16 protein-coding genes are annotated in these 17,603 nt (G+C 40.5%); 3 read left to right on the top strand and 13 right to left on the bottom strand.

The features are described 5' to 3' along the window. Window positions 1–56: 56 nt before the first annotated feature. Together zevB and zevA are read right to left on the bottom strand one after the other, a co-directional pair. A complete protein-coding gene (gene zevB / locus L5B90_RS09435; RefSeq protein WP_250363346.1) occupies window positions 57–1,085 on the bottom strand; it encodes a zinc transporter permease subunit ZevB in 1,029 nt (342 codons plus the stop codon). After that, complete coding sequence (gene zevA, locus L5B90_RS09430; protein ID WP_265762749.1) at window positions 1,076–1,708, bottom strand: zinc transporter binding subunit ZevA; 633 nt, start codon at window positions 1,706–1,708, stop codon at window positions 1,076–1,078. The genes zevB and zevA overlap by 10 nt, the downstream gene beginning before the upstream one ends. A gap of 352 nt (window positions 1,709–2,060) precedes the next feature. On the opposite strand from zevA, the gene ettA reads away from it, so the two are divergent. Continuing rightward, complete coding sequence (gene ettA, locus L5B90_RS09425; RefSeq protein WP_250349802.1) at window positions 2,061–3,731, top strand: energy-dependent translational throttle protein EttA; 1,671 nt, start codon at window positions 2,061–2,063, stop codon at window positions 3,729–3,731. Between the two features lie 291 nt (window positions 3,732–4,022). Here ettA and guaA read toward each other — a convergent pair whose 3' ends face one another. The 3 genes from guaA to guaB form a co-directional block, all read right to left on the bottom strand. Continuing rightward, complete coding sequence (gene guaA, locus L5B90_RS09420; RefSeq protein ID WP_265762748.1) at window positions 4,023–5,582, bottom strand: glutamine-hydrolyzing GMP synthase; 1,560 nt, start codon at window positions 5,580–5,582, stop codon at window positions 4,023–4,025. Between the two features lie 45 nt (window positions 5,583–5,627). Then, window positions 5,628–6,518 carry a DMT family transporter gene (locus L5B90_RS09415; RefSeq protein WP_265762746.1) on the bottom strand — a complete coding sequence of 297 codons (891 nt, stop codon included), beginning with the start codon at window positions 6,516–6,518 and terminating at the stop codon, window positions 5,628–5,630. Between the two features lie 112 nt (window positions 6,519–6,630). Next, window positions 6,631–8,094 carry an IMP dehydrogenase gene (guaB, locus tag L5B90_RS09410; protein ID WP_250349799.1) on the bottom strand — a complete coding sequence of 488 codons (1,464 nt, stop codon included), beginning with the start codon at window positions 8,092–8,094 and terminating at the stop codon, window positions 6,631–6,633. Window positions 8,095–8,227: 133 nt separating this feature from the next. Here guaB and birA point away from each other — a divergent pair, with 133 nt between their 5' ends. Next, window positions 8,228–9,160: a bifunctional biotin--[acetyl-CoA-carboxylase] ligase/biotin operon repressor BirA gene (gene birA / locus L5B90_RS09405; RefSeq protein ID WP_265762745.1), complete on the top strand. Its 933-nt coding sequence runs from the start codon at window positions 8,228–8,230 to the stop codon at window positions 9,158–9,160. A gap of 53 nt (window positions 9,161–9,213) precedes the next feature. Here the strand turns inward: birA and L5B90_RS09400 are convergent, their stop codons facing one another. The 3 genes from L5B90_RS09400 to hldE form a co-directional block, all read right to left on the bottom strand. After that, window positions 9,214–10,044 carry a DUF5718 family protein gene (locus L5B90_RS09400; protein ID WP_265762744.1) on the bottom strand — a complete coding sequence of 277 codons (831 nt, stop codon included), beginning with the start codon at window positions 10,042–10,044 and terminating at the stop codon, window positions 9,214–9,216. A 139-nt stretch (window positions 10,045–10,183) separates the two neighbouring features. Further along, a complete protein-coding gene (locus L5B90_RS09395; protein WP_265762743.1) occupies window positions 10,184–10,522 on the bottom strand; it encodes a YegP family protein in 339 nt (112 codons plus the stop codon). 222 nt (window positions 10,523–10,744) lie between these two features. Then, window positions 10,745–12,172, bottom strand: a complete 1,428-nt coding sequence (gene hldE / locus L5B90_RS09390) for a bifunctional D-glycero-beta-D-manno-heptose-7-phosphate kinase/D-glycero-beta-D-manno-heptose 1-phosphate adenylyltransferase HldE (protein ID WP_250363351.1) — start codon at window positions 12,170–12,172, stop codon at window positions 10,745–10,747. Between the two features lie 132 nt (window positions 12,173–12,304). Here hldE and L5B90_RS09385 point away from each other — a divergent pair, with 132 nt between their 5' ends. Further along, window positions 12,305–13,240, top strand: a complete 936-nt coding sequence (locus L5B90_RS09385; protein ID WP_265762742.1) for a Kdo(2)-lipid IV(A) acyltransferase — start codon at window positions 12,305–12,307, stop codon at window positions 13,238–13,240. A 160-nt stretch (window positions 13,241–13,400) separates the two neighbouring features. Here L5B90_RS09385 and L5B90_RS09380 read toward each other — a convergent pair whose 3' ends face one another. From L5B90_RS09380 to modF, 5 genes are read right to left on the bottom strand one after another with little or no spacing between them, the layout of a single operon-like run. Then, a complete protein-coding gene (locus tag L5B90_RS09380) occupies window positions 13,401–13,970 on the bottom strand; it encodes a TorD/DmsD family molecular chaperone (protein WP_265762741.1) in 570 nt (189 codons plus the stop codon). Then, window positions 13,970–14,602: an NAD(P)H-dependent oxidoreductase gene (locus L5B90_RS09375; protein ID WP_265762740.1), complete on the bottom strand. Its 633-nt coding sequence runs from the start codon at window positions 14,600–14,602 to the stop codon at window positions 13,970–13,972. The genes L5B90_RS09380 and L5B90_RS09375 overlap by 1 nt, the downstream gene beginning before the upstream one ends. Continuing rightward, window positions 14,603–15,055, bottom strand: coding sequence for an NfeD family protein (locus L5B90_RS09370; RefSeq protein WP_265762739.1), 453 nt, complete (start codon window positions 15,053–15,055; stop codon window positions 14,603–14,605). A gap of 60 nt (window positions 15,056–15,115) precedes the next feature. Beyond that, window positions 15,116–16,036 (bottom strand): SPFH domain-containing protein, encoded by a 921-nt coding sequence (locus L5B90_RS09365; protein ID WP_250349790.1) that lies wholly within the window; start codon window positions 16,034–16,036, stop codon window positions 15,116–15,118. Between the two features lie 47 nt (window positions 16,037–16,083). Beyond that, a complete protein-coding gene (modF, locus tag L5B90_RS09360; protein WP_265762738.1) occupies window positions 16,084–17,529 on the bottom strand; it encodes a molybdate ABC transporter ATP-binding protein ModF in 1,446 nt (481 codons plus the stop codon). Between the last annotated feature and the right edge of the window lie 74 nt (window positions 17,530–17,603).

The raw sequence follows: 17,603 nt of genomic DNA, 5'->3' as shown, positions 1-17,603 counted from the left end.
AAGACAATCAAAAGAAAAAAGGGGTGATCTTTCACCCCTATTTTTCACCGGAAAGATTATCCTCCAAATAGCACCGCGCCACCACGCATAGGCAAGGTTGTGCCATAAAAAAGTGCCGTAGCAAAGAAAATCACCACGCCGCCTGCGATCAATTTCACGACAATCTCAGCATAAGGCGAATTTTCCGAACTAAAATACCAACGCCCCAACTTCACCGCGGTTTGCCTTGCGTATTGCACAATCAACGCAAATAAAGAGAGCGTCATTCCTGTACCAACCGCCATTGCCATCGCGGCTGCGATTCCCCACTTATAAAGATTGAGCATATAGGAAAGAAAAAGAATAAAAATCGCCCCTGAGCAAGGTCGCATACCAATCGTTAAAATCACAAGCAAGCGGGATTTAAAATTTGTGGCGTGATCTAATTGCTGTGAACTGGGTAAATGTTGATGCCCACAGCTGCAACCTTTTTCGTGATCACAATGGATTTGTGCAACCTGGACAGGTTTCTCCAGTCTATTTTTTGCCGAGGTAGGCTTAATAGAATGAATTTTCCCCAGTGAAGCAGTGCGTTTACTCTGACGAAATTTGTGCAAAAATTTCACCGCACTTTGATAAATCCAATAGATGCCCAATAAGAACATCAAAATAAACGCAGAACGTTCAAGCCAAAGCTGGCTCAATTTGAAATAATGGGAAGACAATTGCAACCCCGCCACGAGAATAGATGTTGCCACCACTGCCACCAAGCCTTGCATTAAAGAAGACAATAAGGTGAGCTGAACACTGGTTTTCAATTGAGATTGATGGGTAGATAAATAACTGGCAATCACAAATTTACCGTGTCCGGGACCAAGGGCGTGTAGCACCCCATACAAAAAACTTATCAGCATTAAGCTTAACCCCGCTTGCACGGGATAGTGATTGATTTGGTGTAAATATCCAGAAATACTTTGGTTAAACGCTTTCTGCCAACTCATCGTTTGACCAAACAAATAAGGTAAGACATAAAACCCCAGTCCCACCAGTAACAGCAATATTGCGAGGTACTTAATCCCTCTTTTTGTGTGCTTGTTTAATTGCATACAATCTCCACTTTTTGGCTAAACACTTCGCCAAGGGAACTGTCCTCATTACGCTGACTGCGATCTAAAGAAGCCGCATATTCGCGCACCTTCTGATCCACATTCGGTTCAACTACTTTGCCCGAACATTGCGCAGGAAGTTGTGAAAAATCCACCGCACTTTGTTTGTTATTAAGTGTTGGATACGTCATTGCCACAAAATAAGTGGGATCGTATGTTGCTAATTCAAACTGATTTCCCTTTAGCAGTTGGGGGTTAGACAACAAAAAATCAAAATAGTACATCACTTGTGTACCATTTGATTTCATTCCATAATGCTGTGCCTGTGCTTTATATTTGATCTTGTTCTTATTTTTATCAAAGAGATAGCTAAAATAATGCTCATTCACAATATTTTTCATTGCCTCATCAATCAACTTTTGCTTATCACTCGGCTGAGTGGATTGCGCTAAATCATAAATAATACTGGCAGAACTTGCTTCATCCAACACCCACTGCATTGAAAAGCCCACTAATCTTCCGTCTTCTACCAATACTTTGTTGCGCATATCAATAAAGGCGTGAGGGTGGGCAAAACAAGATAAAGGCAATAGCACCAATACACTTAAGCACTTTCTTAACATAACTGACCTTAATAAAAATTATTCTCAAAAAACGAATCCTATCACTAAACCCCATTTGAAACAAAATGCTCGCTGGAAATTCACTTGCTTAAATAGTATAAAAAAACGGTATTTATGTGATTTACATCAAAAAAATGTAAGTTGATCATTTCTTTATACACAATTTCTTTGTAGTATATACACCGTCAAGTGACAGCTTGATATTCATAAAGTTCCTAAATAAAATAATCAAAATAAATAGCTAAACTACTTTCCTACCTCCCGTTTGGGAGGTTTTTTTTCGCTTTCAATTCGCCAAAAACAAAAACATCAAGTAAAATAACCGCACTTTTTACAGCTAAGAGAACAATTTATGTCATCACAATTTGTTTATACTATGCATCGTGTCGGTAAGGTTGTGCCACCGAAACGTCATATTTTAAAAGATATTTCCTTAAGTTTTTTCCCGGGTGCCAAAATTGGTGTGCTAGGGTTAAATGGTGCAGGGAAATCCACCCTGCTTCGCATTATGGCTGGCGTAGATAAAGAATTTGAAGGGGAAGCACGTCCACAACCCGGAATTAAAATTGGTTATCTCCCACAAGAACCTAAGCTAGAACCACAACAGACCGTACGCGAGGCCGTGGAAGAAGCCGTTGCCGATGTAAAAAATGCCTTAACACGTTTAGATGAAGTTTATGCGCTTTATGCCGATCCTGATGCTGACTTCGATAAACTTGCCGCCGAACAAGCACAATTAGAAGCTATTATTCAAGCGCACGATGGACATAATCTAGAAAACCAACTTGAACGTGCCGCTGATGCGTTACGTTTACCGGATTGGGATGCCAAGATCGAGCATCTTTCAGGAGGGGAACGCCGTCGCGTAGCACTTTGCCGCTTATTGCTTGAAAAACCAGATATGCTGTTATTAGATGAGCCAACCAACCATTTAGATGCAGAATCAGTCGCTTGGTTAGAGCGTTTCTTACACGATTACGAAGGGACTGTGGTTGCCATTACCCACGACCGTTACTTCCTAGACAATGTCGCAGGTTGGATCTTAGAGCTTGACCGCGGTGAAGGCATTCCTTGGGAAGGCAACTATTCTTCGTGGTTAGAGCAAAAAGAAAAACGCCTTGCCCAAGAAGCGGCGGCAGAATCTGCTCGTCAAAAATCCATTGAAAAAGAGTTAGAATGGGTTCGCCAAAATCCAAAAGGCCGCCAAGCAAAAAGCAAAGCCCGTATGGCTCGCTTTGAAGAATTAAACAGCGGTGAATATCAAAAACGCAACGAAACCAACGAATTATTTATTCCACCGGGTCCACGTTTAGGGGATAAAGTTATCGAAGTGAGCAATTTAACTAAAGCCTATGGTGATCGCACATTAATTGATGATTTATCTTTCAGTATTCCAAAAGGCGCGATTGTTGGGATTATCGGGGCGAACGGTGCAGGAAAATCGACCCTTTTCCGTATGCTTTCTGGGCAAGAACAACCTGATAGTGGAAATATTACGCTTGGTGAAACCGTGGTGCTTTCTTCTGTGGATCAATTCCGTGATGAAATGGACGATAGTAAAACAGTATGGGAAGAAGTCTCGCACGGACAAGATATTCTGCGTATTGGTAACTTTGAAATCCCAAGTCGTGCCTACGTTGGACGTTTTAATTTCAAAGGCGTCGATCAACAAAAACGTGTTGGTGAATTGTCTGGTGGGGAACGTGGGCGTTTACATTTAGCCAAGTTATTACAAGCTGGGGGGAACGTGCTGTTATTAGACGAACCAACCAACGATCTTGACGTGGAAACTTTACGTGCCTTAGAAAATGCGATCTTAGAATTTCCGGGCTGTGCGATGGTAATTTCCCACGATCGCTGGTTCTTAGACCGTATCGCTACCCACATTCTGGATTACGGCGATGAAGGCAAAGTTACTTTCTATGAAGGCAACTTCTCAGACTATGAAGAATGGAAAAAGAAAACCTTCGGTGCTGATGCCCTACAACCGCATCGTATTAAATACAAACGTATAGCAAAATAATGGCATTAAAAAAGGCGAAATGATGATTTCGCCTTTTTGTTATAAACGGTATATAAAATCAACGCCTTTAATCAATGGAAAAATTTGAAAATCGTAGATACCACGCCAATTTCCGACCCCAATATATAGCAACCAGTTTAATACGTCAGTCTGTCTACTTTTCTGTGAAAACTCTACAAGAGACATCCAAATAATTACGCTAATTTACTACAATGCCAGCTTTGAAAAAATATATTTAAATTTTAGCTCTCAAAAGTAGGATCAATACCTACTTTTGAGCTTAAAAACTTGCTACTCCCATTCAATCGTCGCAGGTGGTTTTCCGCTGACGTCATAGACTACGCGGGAAATACCATCAACTTCATTAATGATACGATTGGAGATTTTTCCGAGTAGGTCGTAAGGCAAATGCGCCCAGTGTGCGGTCATAAAATCAATGGTTTCTACGGCACGAAGAGAGACAACCCAGTCATATTTACGTCCATCGCCCATTACACCAACAGATTTTACCGGTAAGAATACGGTGAACGCTTGGCTAACTTTATAATACCAACCTGAGTTGTACAGTTCCTCAATAAAGATAGCATCGGCACGACGGAGTAAATCACAGTATTCTTTTTTCACTTCACCCAGCACACGCACGCCTAAGCCCGGACCGGGGAATGGATGGCGGTTGAGCATTTCAGCAGGTAGCCCGAGAGCTAATCCGATTTTTCGCACTTCATCTTTAAATAATTCGCGTAATGGCTCTACCAAACCAAGTTTCATATAATCCGGCAATCCGCCTACGTTGTGATGCGATTTAATCACGTGTGCTTTGCCTGTTTTACTTGCGGCAGATTCAATCACATCAGGGTAAATCGTGCCTTGTGCTAGCCATTTTACGCTGCTGAGTTTTTTCGATTCATCATCAAACACATCAACGAACACTTTACCGATCATTTTGCGTTTCGCTTCTGGATCATCAATGCCTTTTAATGCATTTAAAAAGCGATCTTCCGCATTCACATGAATGATATTTAAGCCAAATTTATCACCAAACATTGCCATTACTTGCTCTGCTTCATTAAGGCGTAGCAAACCATTATCTACAAAGACACAATGTAAGTTTTTACCGATAGCACGGTGTAATAATAAAGCCGTAACGGAAGAATCCACACCGCCTGACAAACCTAAAATGACTTCATCATTACCAACTTGCGCTTTGATACGAGCGATCGCATCTTCAATGATATTTTCTGGTGTCCAGTTACGTTCACAACCACAAATATTCACCACAAAATTAGTTAAAAGGGCTAAGCCGCTTTTTGTGTGGGTAACTTCAGGGTGGAATTGCACACCATAAAAGTGGCGATTTTCATCGGACATTGCGGCAATAGGACAAGTTGGCGTAACCCCCACAATTTGAAAGTGCGGTGGTAATTGGGTAACTTTATCGCCGTGACTCATCCAAACATCTAATTTATGATCACCGTCATCTAAACCGGCGAAAAGTGCGGTTGGATTTTGTAAAGAAACGGAAGCATAACCAAATTCACGGTGATCAGAGGTTTCGGTTAAACCACCTAGCTGCATTGCCATTGTTTGCATTCCGTAGCAAATCCCTAATACTGGCACGCCCGCATTAAACACATATTCAGGCGCACGCGGACTGTTTTCTTCCGTGGTGCTTTCAGGTCCGCCTGAAAGAATAATGCCTGTTGGGTTAAATTCACGGATTTGTTCTTCCGTTACGTCCCACGCCCAAAGTTCACAATATACGCCAATTTCTCGTACACGGCGTGCAATAAGCTGGGTATATTGTGAACCAAAGTCCAAGATTAAAATTTTATGGTTGTGAATGTTGTTCATTGTTTACCTTTAATGTGTTACACCCTTATTAGGGTAAATAAAAAATTATTTTCTTAATGCGATAAAACAGCCTGACATCACAAGTAACATTGCAATAACTTGAGTCATATTAACGGTTTCACCAAGTAAAATAAAACTGATAATCGCTGTTGAAATCGGTACTAAGAGTTGCAGAATATTAAAAAAGACTAATCCTTGTTGTTGTACAATATAGAATGCTAAAAACATTCCTGCCATTAAGCAATAAATTCCGGCAAGGATTAAGATAATTAACATCGTGGCTGAGGTTTCTGCTAATTGAATAATGACGCCATCATCTATTGCTAAACAAAGATAAATAATGCCTGATAGTATTGCTGTTGAGGCACTAATAACAATCGGGTGAAGCACAAGTGCGGCTTTTTTTACAACAAGATTTTGTAATGGTTGTACAATAATCCAACCTGTGAGAAGTATAATTCCTGTCGTTAAATTACTGCTTTCGCCTTGATGTTGCCCCAATAGTACGAAAGCAAATGAGCCAATAAGTGCGATAATTGAACCGATGTAAAAAGTCCGTGAAGCTAAATGATTACGCTCATCTTGATAGAATATTGCTGCCATTATTGTTGCCACAGGCATCATAATAATGCCAAAGATACTTCCCGTAAGTGCTGTCGTGTACTTTATTCCTTCCGTAGAAAGATAAATATTAAGCACCATAATCACAGCAATTAAGATTAAATAGCAAACTAACTTCGGTTGCTGAGCAATGAGTACCAGTTGTTGGCGATATTTCCATAGTACGATTGCAACAAATATCACACCCGCTGAAAGTAGCCTAACCGCATTATTATTCAAAATGTGAAAAGACAAACTCACATAGCGGATAATGGGGAATGCTAAACCAATGGCAAGCACATAGATAAAAGCGATGAAATAACGGTTATTTAGCATTATTTTCCCTCTTAATCATTAATTGATTAACTATCAAGGTGATAACTCTATAATTTGCCATTATTAACATCGCTTTTTTACGCTATTTTAAACAGATAAAAATCAAATCATTTTATCCCATTCTATAATTCGGTGCTTCTTTGGTGATGGTGACATCATGCACGTGGCTTTCTTTGATGCCCGCACCGCTGATTCGCACAAATTGGGCTTTGGTGCGAAGATCTTCAATAGTGGCACAACCTGTTAAGCCCATACAAGAACGTAAACCGCCCATCTGTTGGTGGATAATTTCTTTTAAGTAGCCTTTGTATGGGATACGCCCTTCAATGCCTTCTGGTACAAGTTTATCTGCAGCATTATCACTTTGGAAATAACGATCTGATGAGCCTTTACTCATAGCACCTAAGGAACCCATTCCACGATAAGATTTAAATGCACGTCCTTGGTAAAGTTCAATTTCTCCCGGTGCTTCTTCTGTCCCCGCAAACATTGAGCCAACCATCACACAGCTCGCGCCAGCGGCAATCGCTTTGGCAATATCACCAGAATAACGAATACCGCCATCCGCAATCACCGGAATACCACGATCTTTTAGAGCTTCCGCCGCATCGGCAATGGCGGTAATTTGTGGCACACCCACGCCAGTAACAATACGTGTGGTACAAATTGACCCCGGACCAATACCAATTTTAACCGCACTAGCCCCCGCATCCGCAAGGGCGATGGCACCTTCTGCAGTGGCAACATTACCCGCAATAATTGGTAAATTTGGGTATTTTGCACGAGTCTCACGTACACGTTGTAACACGCCTTCAGAATGTCCGTGAGAAGAATCAATTAATAATACATCCACCCCCGCTTGCACAAGCGCTTCGATACGTTCTTCATTGCCCGCTCCGGCGCCAACAGCCGCACCTACACGCAAACGACCAAATTCATCTTTACAAGCATTTGGTTTTTGTTCTGCTTTTTGGAAATCTTTGACTGTAATCATTCCTTTCAGTTTAAAGCTATCATCCACCACAAGCACTTTTTCTACGCGATGGTTGTGCATTAATGCTAAAATTTCTGTACGAGCTGTGCCTTCTTTTACCGTAACAAGACGCTCTTTTGGCGTCATCATTTTTTCTACTGTTTGGCTAAGATCATTAACAAAACGCGTGTCGCGTCCAGTAATAATTCCTACTAAATTCCCTTTGCTATCCACAACAGGGTAACCCGCAAAGCCATTTTTTTTCACTAATTCAGCCAATTCTGCTAAAGTGAGATCTGGTGAAACCGTAACGGGTTCAGAAACAATACCACTTTCAAATTTTTTCACTTTACGTACACGATCAGCTTGACGTTCAATGCTCATATTTTTATGAATAAAACCAATACCACCTTCTTGTGCAAGAGAAATGGCAAGTTTTGCTTCAGTAACGGTATCCATTGCCGCTGAAAGCATAGGTATATTTAAACGAATGGTTTTAGTTAATTGAGTGGATAGATCGGCAGTATTTGGTAATACGGTAGAATGTGCGGGAACAAGTAGCACATCATCAAAAGTAAGGGCTTCTTTTAGTACGCGTAGCATAGCAATATTCTCTCTTTTTATGAGGTTAATGTTAAAAAATATTGCGGCGAGATTATACAGAGTTTATGCTGATTTGGGAATGGCAAATTATAAATATTTTTTTAATTAAAAAAATTCGATATAAGGGAAGAAAATGTTTAAGCTTTTAACGTTGTTAGCCGATGGCAAGAAAAATTCTCGCCAAAATTTGACCGCACTTTTACATTGCGATGAACGCGAAATGAATACGCATATTCAAGCGTTAAGTGAACAGGGCATTCACTTTGAATTGAATGGCGATGAAATCCAGCTCAAACCCGAATTGCCGTTGCTTTCAGCCGAGCATATTAAACAGCGTCTTGCCCCTTATCCTGTTGTGGTTAAACCCGTGATTCATTCCACAAATCAATTCTTGCTAGAACAGCTTGAACAGCTAGAAAAAGGGCAGCTTTGCTTGGCTGAATATCAATATGCTGGGCGAGGCAGAAGGGGGCGAGATTGGCTTTCCCCTTTTGCTGGGCAGATCATTCTCAGTGCCTATTGGACATTTCCACCGAATATTTCCCTTAATGGGCTAAGTTTAGTTATCGGTATCGCCATTACGGAAACCTTACAAACCTTTGGCGCGCAAAGCATAGGGTTAAAATGGCCAAATGATGTGTTATTACAAGGGCGTAAACTGGCTGGTGTGCTTGTTGAAATCGCCAATCGTAAAAATGGTTTGCTGAATTTGGTTATTGGTATTGGCATTAATCTTGCCTTACCAAAACAGGCAAGCATTAATCAGCCTTGGGCAGAATTAAGGGAAATTCTACCGCACTTTGATCGTGATGAAATCATCATTGCTTTGGTACAACGACTTTACCACTATCTTGACCTGTTTGAACAAGAAGGAATGGAATTCTTCCATTCACGCTGGGAAGAGTGGGACGCTTTTCTTAACCAGCCGGTGAGTATGATCAGCGAAAATGGCAGCCAGCACGGTATTGAACGAGGCATAGATCGCGAAGGTTATCTTTTATTAGAAACAAAACAAGGCATAGTGCGGTTTAATGGCGGTGAAGTGTCATTACGCCGAAAAGTATAAATATAGAAAGCAACAAATAAGGGGAAGCGTTCCCCTTATTTTGCGTCAATTTATTAAACCACCCTTTGCACTAGCGCTGAAATATCTTCCGCAAAACGTTCTCGCGCCGCCATTTGTTCAATTTGTTGCGATGTATATTTCTTTCCGTTATACACAACCACAATGCTCACATCATCAGGCCGCAAAAAATGACTTGTGCCAAATTCTGTATAGCGGGTCGCGCCAATACTGACAATGGCTTTGGTTGGATAATTCGCATTCTTTAAGAATACTGCAATATCATTCATTGGTCCAAAATCAGGCTGATGATTCATTTGCTCCACAATCCAATCTAGCAATCTCTGATGAAAATAACTGTATCCCAAGGCTGGGCTATCCACGCCATAAGTATTCATCTCACCACGGCGTTTATGAAAGCAAGCAATACGATAATCATCAATTTCACTACCTAATGTAAAAGAAGTGAGCGGAATCGTTTTTTCTGCTAAACCTTTGGTTTCCTCACCCCAGTTTTTCTTTTCACAAATTTTATTGGCATTAGGACGGCGGATAGAACAATCGTTATAAGCGGCAAAAGCGTAAGGTAAAAGTGCGGTTACTTTTTCGTTAGAATATTGAATATCGCACAATAATGCAATTTCAGGCTCAATCTGCAAATTATCTGCGCCTGCTTGCGGAAAACGAATATGCGTGGCACTTAACGGATTTACCGCTAAAAAGTCATATTCCCCCAAATTCTCTGCAGGTACATAAAAAGGAAAAATCGCTTTCGGCTGATGCCTTTCTGCTGTTTCTACTTGCTCAAAATCCTTCGCCTCACCCGCTTGCTCTAAATGTCCCGCAAAATTGCCTGCGACACCAAGGCCGATAACGTTTTTTGTCATTTTATTGCTCCTTTTATGTTGATCATCTCTCTCAAATCCTACAAGGTTAGAAGGGATTTTCAAGAAGAAATTGAAGGGATTCAATCATCCATAATGGGAATAAAAGAAAAGCGAGAAACTCTCGCTTTTATCTTTTAGATTAGGCAGTTAAATCTTTAATTTGGGTAGTTGGTGCGTTGTTCATCACTGATTTTACACCATTTTTTGCCCCTTCTTGTGAAGCATAATATTGACTACGCCCAATTTCTTGATGGTTTTTTGCTTTCAATACAAAATAAGGTTTATCATTTTTCGCGACGCGGAACTCAAAATTTGCCTCATCACTACCATTTTTTTGCACAGATTCAATACCATTTAATGCTGATGCTTTGGTTTTGTACAATTCACTGGTCAAGATAATTTGTGAATTTGCTGCATATAAATTAAACATAAATTGACCATCGTTTGCTTGTTTTAGTTCATACCAACCTAATGCCATAATATTTTCCTTCTTAATAAGTCGTGGGATATTCCACGCGTTCATCATAAGCTTTTTTTCTGTTTTTTCAATGCGTTTATTAGAAACCTTAATTCAACCGATTAGGTGATATTACCAAAACTGAAACCAAGGTAAATGTAATACGCCAACGAGGGTCTAGGGTTATCAAATTAAAAAATCATCACTTTTTACCCTATACCTCTCCCATTCTATCTAGTTGCCTTACTTCAACGAGCGAATTTTATTAATCACATTACTACTGGAAAAACCATTTTCAAAATTTAACACTTTTACTTCACCGCCGTTGGCGATGACTTCTTTGCCACCGGCAATCTCTTCGGGTTTGTAATCACCGCCTTTGACTAATAGATCAGGTAGCACTTCACTGATTAAACGTTGCGGTGTGTCTTCAGTGAACTCAACAACCCAGTCCACCGCTGCAAGTCCTGCGAGAACAGCCATTCTGGCTTCTAATGGATTGATTGGGCGACTTTCCCCCTTTAAGCGTTTTACCGAAGCATCGCTATTTACTGCCACAATTAAACGATCACCAAGCTTACGGGCATTATCTAAATAAGAAATATGACCGGGGTGAATAATGTCAAACACGCCATTAGTCATCACGATTTTTTCGCCGCGCTGTTTAGCTTGAGAAACCACTTCTTTTAACTGTTGCTCATTCATTACCCCAAAGCCTGTGGTGGTACGCCCGTGAATGGCATTTTCTAGCTCCACGTTAGACACCGTAGAAGTTCCCAATTTTCCAACCACAATACCCGCCGCGACATTAGCCAAATAACACGCCTCCTCAAAACTACGCCCATCTGCCAATGCCGTTGCTAAAACACTGATTACGGTATCGCCCGCCCCAGTCACATCAAACACTTCCTTCGCTTCTGTTGGCAAATGGAATGGTGGTTGTTCAGGGCGGAGTAAGGTCATTCCTTTTTCTGAACGGGTAACCAACAAAGCACTTAATTCAATATCTTGGATTAATTTTAAGCCTTTTTCCACAATCTCATCTTCGCTATGGCATTGACCGACAACCGCTTCAAATTCTGACATATTTGGCGTTAATAAAGTTGCACCACGATAGCGTTCAAAATTCGTGCCTTTAGGATCAATTAACACTGGCACCTTAGCTTGACGGGCAATTTGAATCATTTTTTGCACTTCATTAAGTGTACCTTTGCCATAATCAGAAAGGATCAAAGCGCCAAAATTTTGCACCGCACTTTGTAATTTATCCAACAATAAATCGCTTTTTACATTGTGGAAATCTTCTTCAAAATCAAGGCGTAATAGTTGTTGATGACGTGAAAGCACACGGAGTTTAGTAATCGTTGGATGGCTCGCTAATTGCACAAAATTACAATCAATGCCCTGTTTTTCTAACATTGTTGAGAGTGCGATACCTGCCTCATCTTGCCCTGTTAAACCAAGTAACTGAACAGGAACATTCAAGGAGGCAATATTCATCGCCACATTGGCTGCACCACCAGCACGCTCTTCATTTTCTTGCACTCGTACCACTGGCACAGGGGCTTCAGGAGAAATACGATGCGTTGCACCAAACCAATAGCGATCTAACATCACATCGCCAAGCACAAGCACTTTTGCTTGTTGAAATTGAGTAGAATATTGCGCCATTTTGACCTCATTCTTTTTCATTAAATGACAAATTTTTGCAGATTTTACCATAGGATAAATGCTATTTACTAAAATTTCCGCTAAACTAGCCCTTTAATTAAACCAATTTTAACAAATAGCTCTTTTTTAATTATGGCAAATTCATCACTTCCAAAATTTCAACTCGCATTTCTTGCTCCAAAATACTGGGCATTTTGGATTGGTTTAGCCATTTGGCGCCTTATTCTTTTTCTCCCCTACCCTATTTTATGCAAAATTGGCAATAGGCTTGGCTGGCTATTTTCTAAATTATCTGTTGGCAAACGAAGAATGAAAATTGCCAAACGCAATCTCACCCTTTGCTTTCCTAATTATAGTGAACAGCAAATTAATGAAATTGCACAAGCGAATGTGAAAGCTACGGGAATGGCAATTATTGAAACAGGAATGGCGTGGTTTTGGTCGGATAAGCGCATCAAAAAATGGTCAAAAGTGGAAGGGATTGACTACCTAAAAACCTACCAAAAAGATGGCGTCATTTTGACCGGTGTGCATTTTCTTACCCTTGAGTTGGGAGCGAGAATTCTAGGGCTTTACACACCGGGTATTGGCGTTTATCGCCCAAATGATAATCCACTAATGGATTGGCTACAAACTTGGGGTCGGCTACGTTCTAATAAAGATATGCTCGATCGCAAAGATTTACGTAATATGATCAAAGCATTACGCCGTGGTGAAATTATTTGGTATGCGCCAGATCACGATTACGGCAGAAAAAATGCCGTTTTCGTCCCTTTCTTTGCAGTGAAAGAGGCGGCCACCACCACGGGCAGTTATTACTTATTAAAATCCTCACCGCAAAGCAAAGTCATTCCTTTTGCACCATTACGCAATAAGGACGGCTCAGGCTATACCGTCAAAGTTTCTGCCCCTGCGGATTTCTCAAACCTCAGCACTGAAATAGAAATTGCCACTCGAATGAATCAAGTGGTTGAACAAGAAATTTTGCAAGGTGTGGAACAATATATGTGGCTACACCGCCGATTTAAAACCCGTCCACAAGAAAGTGATACAAGTTTATATGATTAGAAAATGAAGGGTGAAGCAATACGCTTTCACCCTTTGTCATAAATATTACCAAATCTAAAGTGCGGTAAAATTTTCACAAATTTTTCTTACTCTAAAGGTTGGAATGAAATATTCAGGCTAAATAAGGCTACACGACATCACCTAGTTTTTCATAAAACCGCTAAGATTGCTGTTCTTCCAATTCATCAGCCATCGCAGAAAGAATTTCCCGTGAGAGAAAGGCAAGTGAGCGATAAAAAGGTAAATTTGCTTGGGTTTCTACTAAATTTAAGAATTTAGTCGCGCAAGGTAATAAAAATTCAGCAAACAAGGTTTGTTGAGCTTCAAGGGAATTAAGGTTATCCTCAATCCAAGACGCAGTGAGAAAAATTAGCGGAAAATTCACCGCACTTTGTTCCAGTTCTGGCATTCCCCGTTCTTGACGAAAAGCGATGAAATCAGCCGATTTAAGATCATAAGCGTCAATATTCATTGGCACGAGAGCATTTTTTCCGCAGAATAAACGCTGATATTCTTGATCTAATAAGGCTAAATCAATCTTCATTTGCAATGCCTCAAGGGCTTGTTCGCTTTGTTTATCTGTTTCTAACGGCCACAGTTCATTGAGAGGTTTTTGGTGCAACCACGCAAAGACATTTTGCAACGTGGCATCTTGCGGTGAACGGTAAAAGAGATTGCCAAATAATCGGCTAATTAACGAAAAATGGTTAAGGCTGTTTTCGTTGTTCATTATGCGCTTTCCTTGCTGTTTAAGGTTTCTTGAGTGGATAAAAGTGCAGTTAAATTTTGTGAAGTTATTTGTTCCACTTCTTCAAGCATTTTTTGGCGAGCATTATCATCAATAATATGAATATCACCAAAAAATTTATGCTGAATATCTTTAATTCCACAGAAATTAAACAACCCATCCACCAAGCAATCACGCAAGGATTTATCAATGCCAAACTGTTGATATTTTTCAACATTACTGCCGATGGTAATAAATTGTTGCATTTTTTTACCTTGTAATAATCCCACGGATTGCCCGTTTTCTGTCTTGTAAGCGAAACCGTGGCTTAACACGCGATCTAAATAGCCTTTCAAAATTGCTGGAAACCCCATCCACCATAGGGGATAAATGAGCGTGATTAAATCCGCCTCGCGAATTAACTGATGTTCATAACGAATTTCTTCTGGCGTAATCCCTTGATTCGCACCTTGTAATTCATTCCACGAAATCACAGGGTTAAAGTTAAGCTGATATAAATCACGTACTTGCGTTTCTACCGCTCGCTTTTCGCTTGTGGACTTTACGCGGTCTAAAATGCTACGATTAAAACTGCCCTGCCCATTTGGATGGGCAAAAATAATTAAATGTTTCATTTACTCTTCTACTTTCTTAACAAATAAGGTGATCCCTTCCACGTTATACACTTCAATCACATCATTCACTTGTAAATGCTTACCTTGAATTCGCCAAGTCGTATCGCCAAAATAGCCTCGACCAATGCCGTTTTCATTGATTTCTTGCACGCTCCCTTTTGTCCCAAGCATTGCGTGATCTCGTTGATTTAATGAGGAATGTGATTGATCTTGCAGATCTTTACCGTGTTGGTATTTCCACCAAGAAAAACTTAAAATAATGGCTAAAATGGCATAGCCAATCACTAAAAAAGTTAAGGATAAAGTTGCAAATAGTGCCATCACTCCAGCGATAATAATTGCGGCTAAGCCCCACCAGAGTAAAAACACGCCCGGAATAAGAATTTCGGCAATCAATAAACCGAAACCTAAAATAAGCCAATGCCACACTGACCAAGTTGCGAGCCATTCCATACTTATCCCCTTATTTTATGTATTGAAAGGGGCAAATGCCCCTGATAATGATTGGTAGATTTACTGCTTTTCACCTTTTAACAACTCAGCAATACCTGCCACAGAGCCAATTAAATTACCAGCTTCAAGTGGCATTAATACCACTTTACTATTATTCGCGCCGCCTATTTCTTTTAACGCTTCGGTATATTTTTGGGCAATAAAGTAATTAATCGCTTTGGTGTTTCCACCTGCAATCGCCTCAGAAACCATTTGTGTGGCCTTAGCTTCTGCTTCCGCCGCACGTTCACGCGCTTCGGCTTGTAAAAAGGCTTCTGCTCGCTCCCCTTCGGCTTTGAGAATACGTGATTGTTTCTCCCCTTCCGCACGTAAGATTTCAGCTTGTCGAATCCCTTCGGCTTCTAAAATTTCAGCACGCTTATTACGTTCCGCTTTCATTTGCGCATTCATTGCTGCGATTAATTCGTGCGGTGGACGTACATCACGGATCTCAATACGCGTTACTTTAATTCCCCAAGGATTCGTTGCTTCATCCACAATGGATAACAAACGTCCGTTGATATTATCACGCTGTGAAAGCATTTCATCCAATTCCATTGAGCCTAGCACGGTACGAATATTGGTCATCGTTAAATTGATGATCGCTTGCTCTAAATGGTTCACCTCATAAGCCGCACGGCGAGCATCGATCACTTGCACAAAGCACACCGCATCAATAGAAACATTGGCATTGTCTTTCGAGATCACTTCTTGCGAAGGAATATCTAATACTTGTTCCATCATATTAATTTTGCGACCGACACGATCAACAAAGGGAACAACAAAATTTAACCCGGGGGTAAGTGTACGAGTATAACGACCAAAACGTTCGATCGTCCAATGATAGCCTTGTGGCACAGTTTTAAGGGTAGAAAATAAAACTACGCCGACTAAGATTAAAAAAATAATGGCAGCCGTTGGCAACCCCTCTAATAATTCCATCTCTTTCTCCTACTATAATGATAAATAGTTATGCCGAAGTCTAACAATTACACTGGCTTTTGTATATAGTCGTATCCGCCATTTTTATTAACAAACTCAAATAAATGAGTGATACAACTTGGCACATCTTGCTCTTGATGTGAAACAAACAATAATTGCGTTTCGCTATTCATTACCAGCTGATCAATAAAGTGTTTTACCAGTTTACGATTCACCCCGTCTAACCCTTGCAAGGGTTCATCTAAAATCAATACAGGTGGGTGTTTTACCATTGCTCTTGTAATCAGTAATAAACGCTGCTGTCCCCAAGATAAAGATTTAAACGGCTGATTTGCTTGTGCGGTTAAATTCAATCGGGCAAGCCATTCCATTGCTTTAATGTGCAAAGCATCTGGCACTTTTTGATAAACACCAATACTGTCAAAAAAGCCAGAAAGGATTACATCACGCGCTGAGCAATTCACCCGATAGTCCATATGCAATTGGCTACTGACATACCCCATTTTTTGTTTGATCTGCCAAATGGTTTCACCAGAACCACGTTGATTGCCAAATAAACGCACTTTATTAGCATAAGATTGTGGATGATCGCCACTAATCACGGAAAGCAAGGTCGATTTTCCTGCGCCATTTGGACCTTTTATCCACCAGTTTTCCCCCCGCCTTACTTGCCAATTGAGCTTATCCAGAATTTTTTTATCACCATATTGAATGGTTACCTGCTCTAATTCAAAGAGCGGTTGATTTTCGTCAAGTTTTATCGCTGGCATCGCACGTTCAGGTAAGGGAATATGCTGCGCAGAATCCGCATAGCGAAGTTGTTGATAAAGGCTTTGTTGCGCAATGGTATTGCGTTCCCCCTGCAAAATCACTTCCTGATGCTCTAACAAGGCAAGATGATCGGCTTCATCAGGAATATCATCAAAGCGATTTAATATCAGCAAAATTGCGATTTTTGCTTGTAACTGTGCAAGCAACACTTTCCATTCTTTAGCCGATTGTTGATCCAATCCTTCAAAAGGTTCATCTAAAATGAGCAAATCAGGCTGTTGTACTAAGGCTTGGCATAGCAACACTTTACGACTTTCTCCGGTAGAAAGTTGAATAAATGGGCGATCTAAAAGTGCGGTAATTTTTAACAACGAACTATATTCTTCAAATAAAGCAAGATCCGCGTTTTCTGCAAAAATGGTTTGTTTGGCAGTTTTGCCAAAATCATCAGGGCTTACGCCGTCATTATTGCGATCTTTAAAGGTTTCACTGACAATTTTTTGCTGTTTTTCAAAAGAGAGGGAACAAACAGTTTGAAACCGATTTTCCATTTTCCCCTCAAGCAAAGGCAGCTTGCCTTCTAACGCCAATGCAAGTGCGCTTTTACCGCTGCCATTGCTGCCCACGACACTCCAATAGGCATTGGGCTGAATGGATAATTCATCTATTTTTAAGCGTTGATGATAAGCAAGTTGAAATCTTGCATTTTGAATCGTAATCATACTAGCCACCTATAAAAAAAGCGGAAATTTAATCCGCTCTTTCTTATTTAACATCTTTTCATCTTTAACAAAAA

It is taken from the genome of Avibacterium sp. 20-129, assembly GCF_026226845.1.
Taxonomy (GTDB): domain Bacteria; phylum Pseudomonadota; class Gammaproteobacteria; order Enterobacterales; family Pasteurellaceae; genus Avibacterium.
Note: the sequence above shows the minus strand (reverse complement) of the source record. Positions and strands in the feature narration are given on the sequence as shown.

Excerpts from the sequence above, each read along its gene's own strand:
- modF (WP_265762738.1), bottom strand. The coding sequence starts at position 17,529 with ATGATTACGATTCAAAATGCAAGATTTCAACTTGCTTATCATCAACGC.
- L5B90_RS09380 (WP_265762741.1), bottom strand. The coding sequence starts at position 13,970 with ATGAACAACGAAAACAGCCTTAACCATTTTTCGTTAATTAGCCGATTA.
- L5B90_RS09375 (WP_265762740.1), bottom strand. The coding sequence starts at position 14,602 with ATGAAACATTTAATTATTTTTGCCCATCCAAATGGGCAGGGCAGTTTT.
- L5B90_RS09400 (WP_265762744.1), bottom strand. The coding sequence starts at position 10,044 with ATGACAAAAAACGTTATCGGCCTTGGTGTCGCAGGCAATTTTGCGGGA.
- birA (WP_265762745.1), top strand. The coding sequence starts at position 8,228 with ATGTTTAAGCTTTTAACGTTGTTAGCCGATGGCAAGAAAAATTCTCGC.
- L5B90_RS09370 (WP_265762739.1), bottom strand. The coding sequence starts at position 15,055 with ATGGAATGGCTCGCAACTTGGTCAGTGTGGCATTGGCTTATTTTAGGT.
- guaB (WP_250349799.1), bottom strand. The coding sequence starts at position 8,094 with ATGCTACGCGTACTAAAAGAAGCCCTTACTTTTGATGATGTGCTACTT.
- L5B90_RS09365 (WP_250349790.1), bottom strand. The coding sequence starts at position 16,036 with ATGGAATTATTAGAGGGGTTGCCAACGGCTGCCATTATTTTTTTAATC.
- ettA (WP_250349802.1), top strand. The coding sequence starts at position 2,061 with ATGTCATCACAATTTGTTTATACTATGCATCGTGTCGGTAAGGTTGTG.
- zevA (WP_265762749.1), bottom strand. The coding sequence starts at position 1,708 with ATGTTAAGAAAGTGCTTAAGTGTATTGGTGCTATTGCCTTTATCTTGT.
- zevB (WP_250363346.1), bottom strand. The coding sequence starts at position 1,085 with ATGCAATTAAACAAGCACACAAAAAGAGGGATTAAGTACCTCGCAATA.
- guaA (WP_265762748.1), bottom strand. The coding sequence starts at position 5,582 with ATGAACAACATTCACAACCATAAAATTTTAATCTTGGACTTTGGTTCA.
- L5B90_RS09385 (WP_265762742.1), top strand. The coding sequence starts at position 12,305 with ATGGCAAATTCATCACTTCCAAAATTTCAACTCGCATTTCTTGCTCCA.
- hldE (WP_250363351.1), bottom strand. The coding sequence starts at position 12,172 with ATGGCGCAATATTCTACTCAATTTCAACAAGCAAAAGTGCTTGTGCTT.
- L5B90_RS09395 (WP_265762743.1), bottom strand. The coding sequence starts at position 10,522 with ATGGCATTAGGTTGGTATGAACTAAAACAAGCAAACGATGGTCAATTT.
- L5B90_RS09415 (WP_265762746.1), bottom strand. The coding sequence starts at position 6,518 with ATGCTAAATAACCGTTATTTCATCGCTTTTATCTATGTGCTTGCCATT.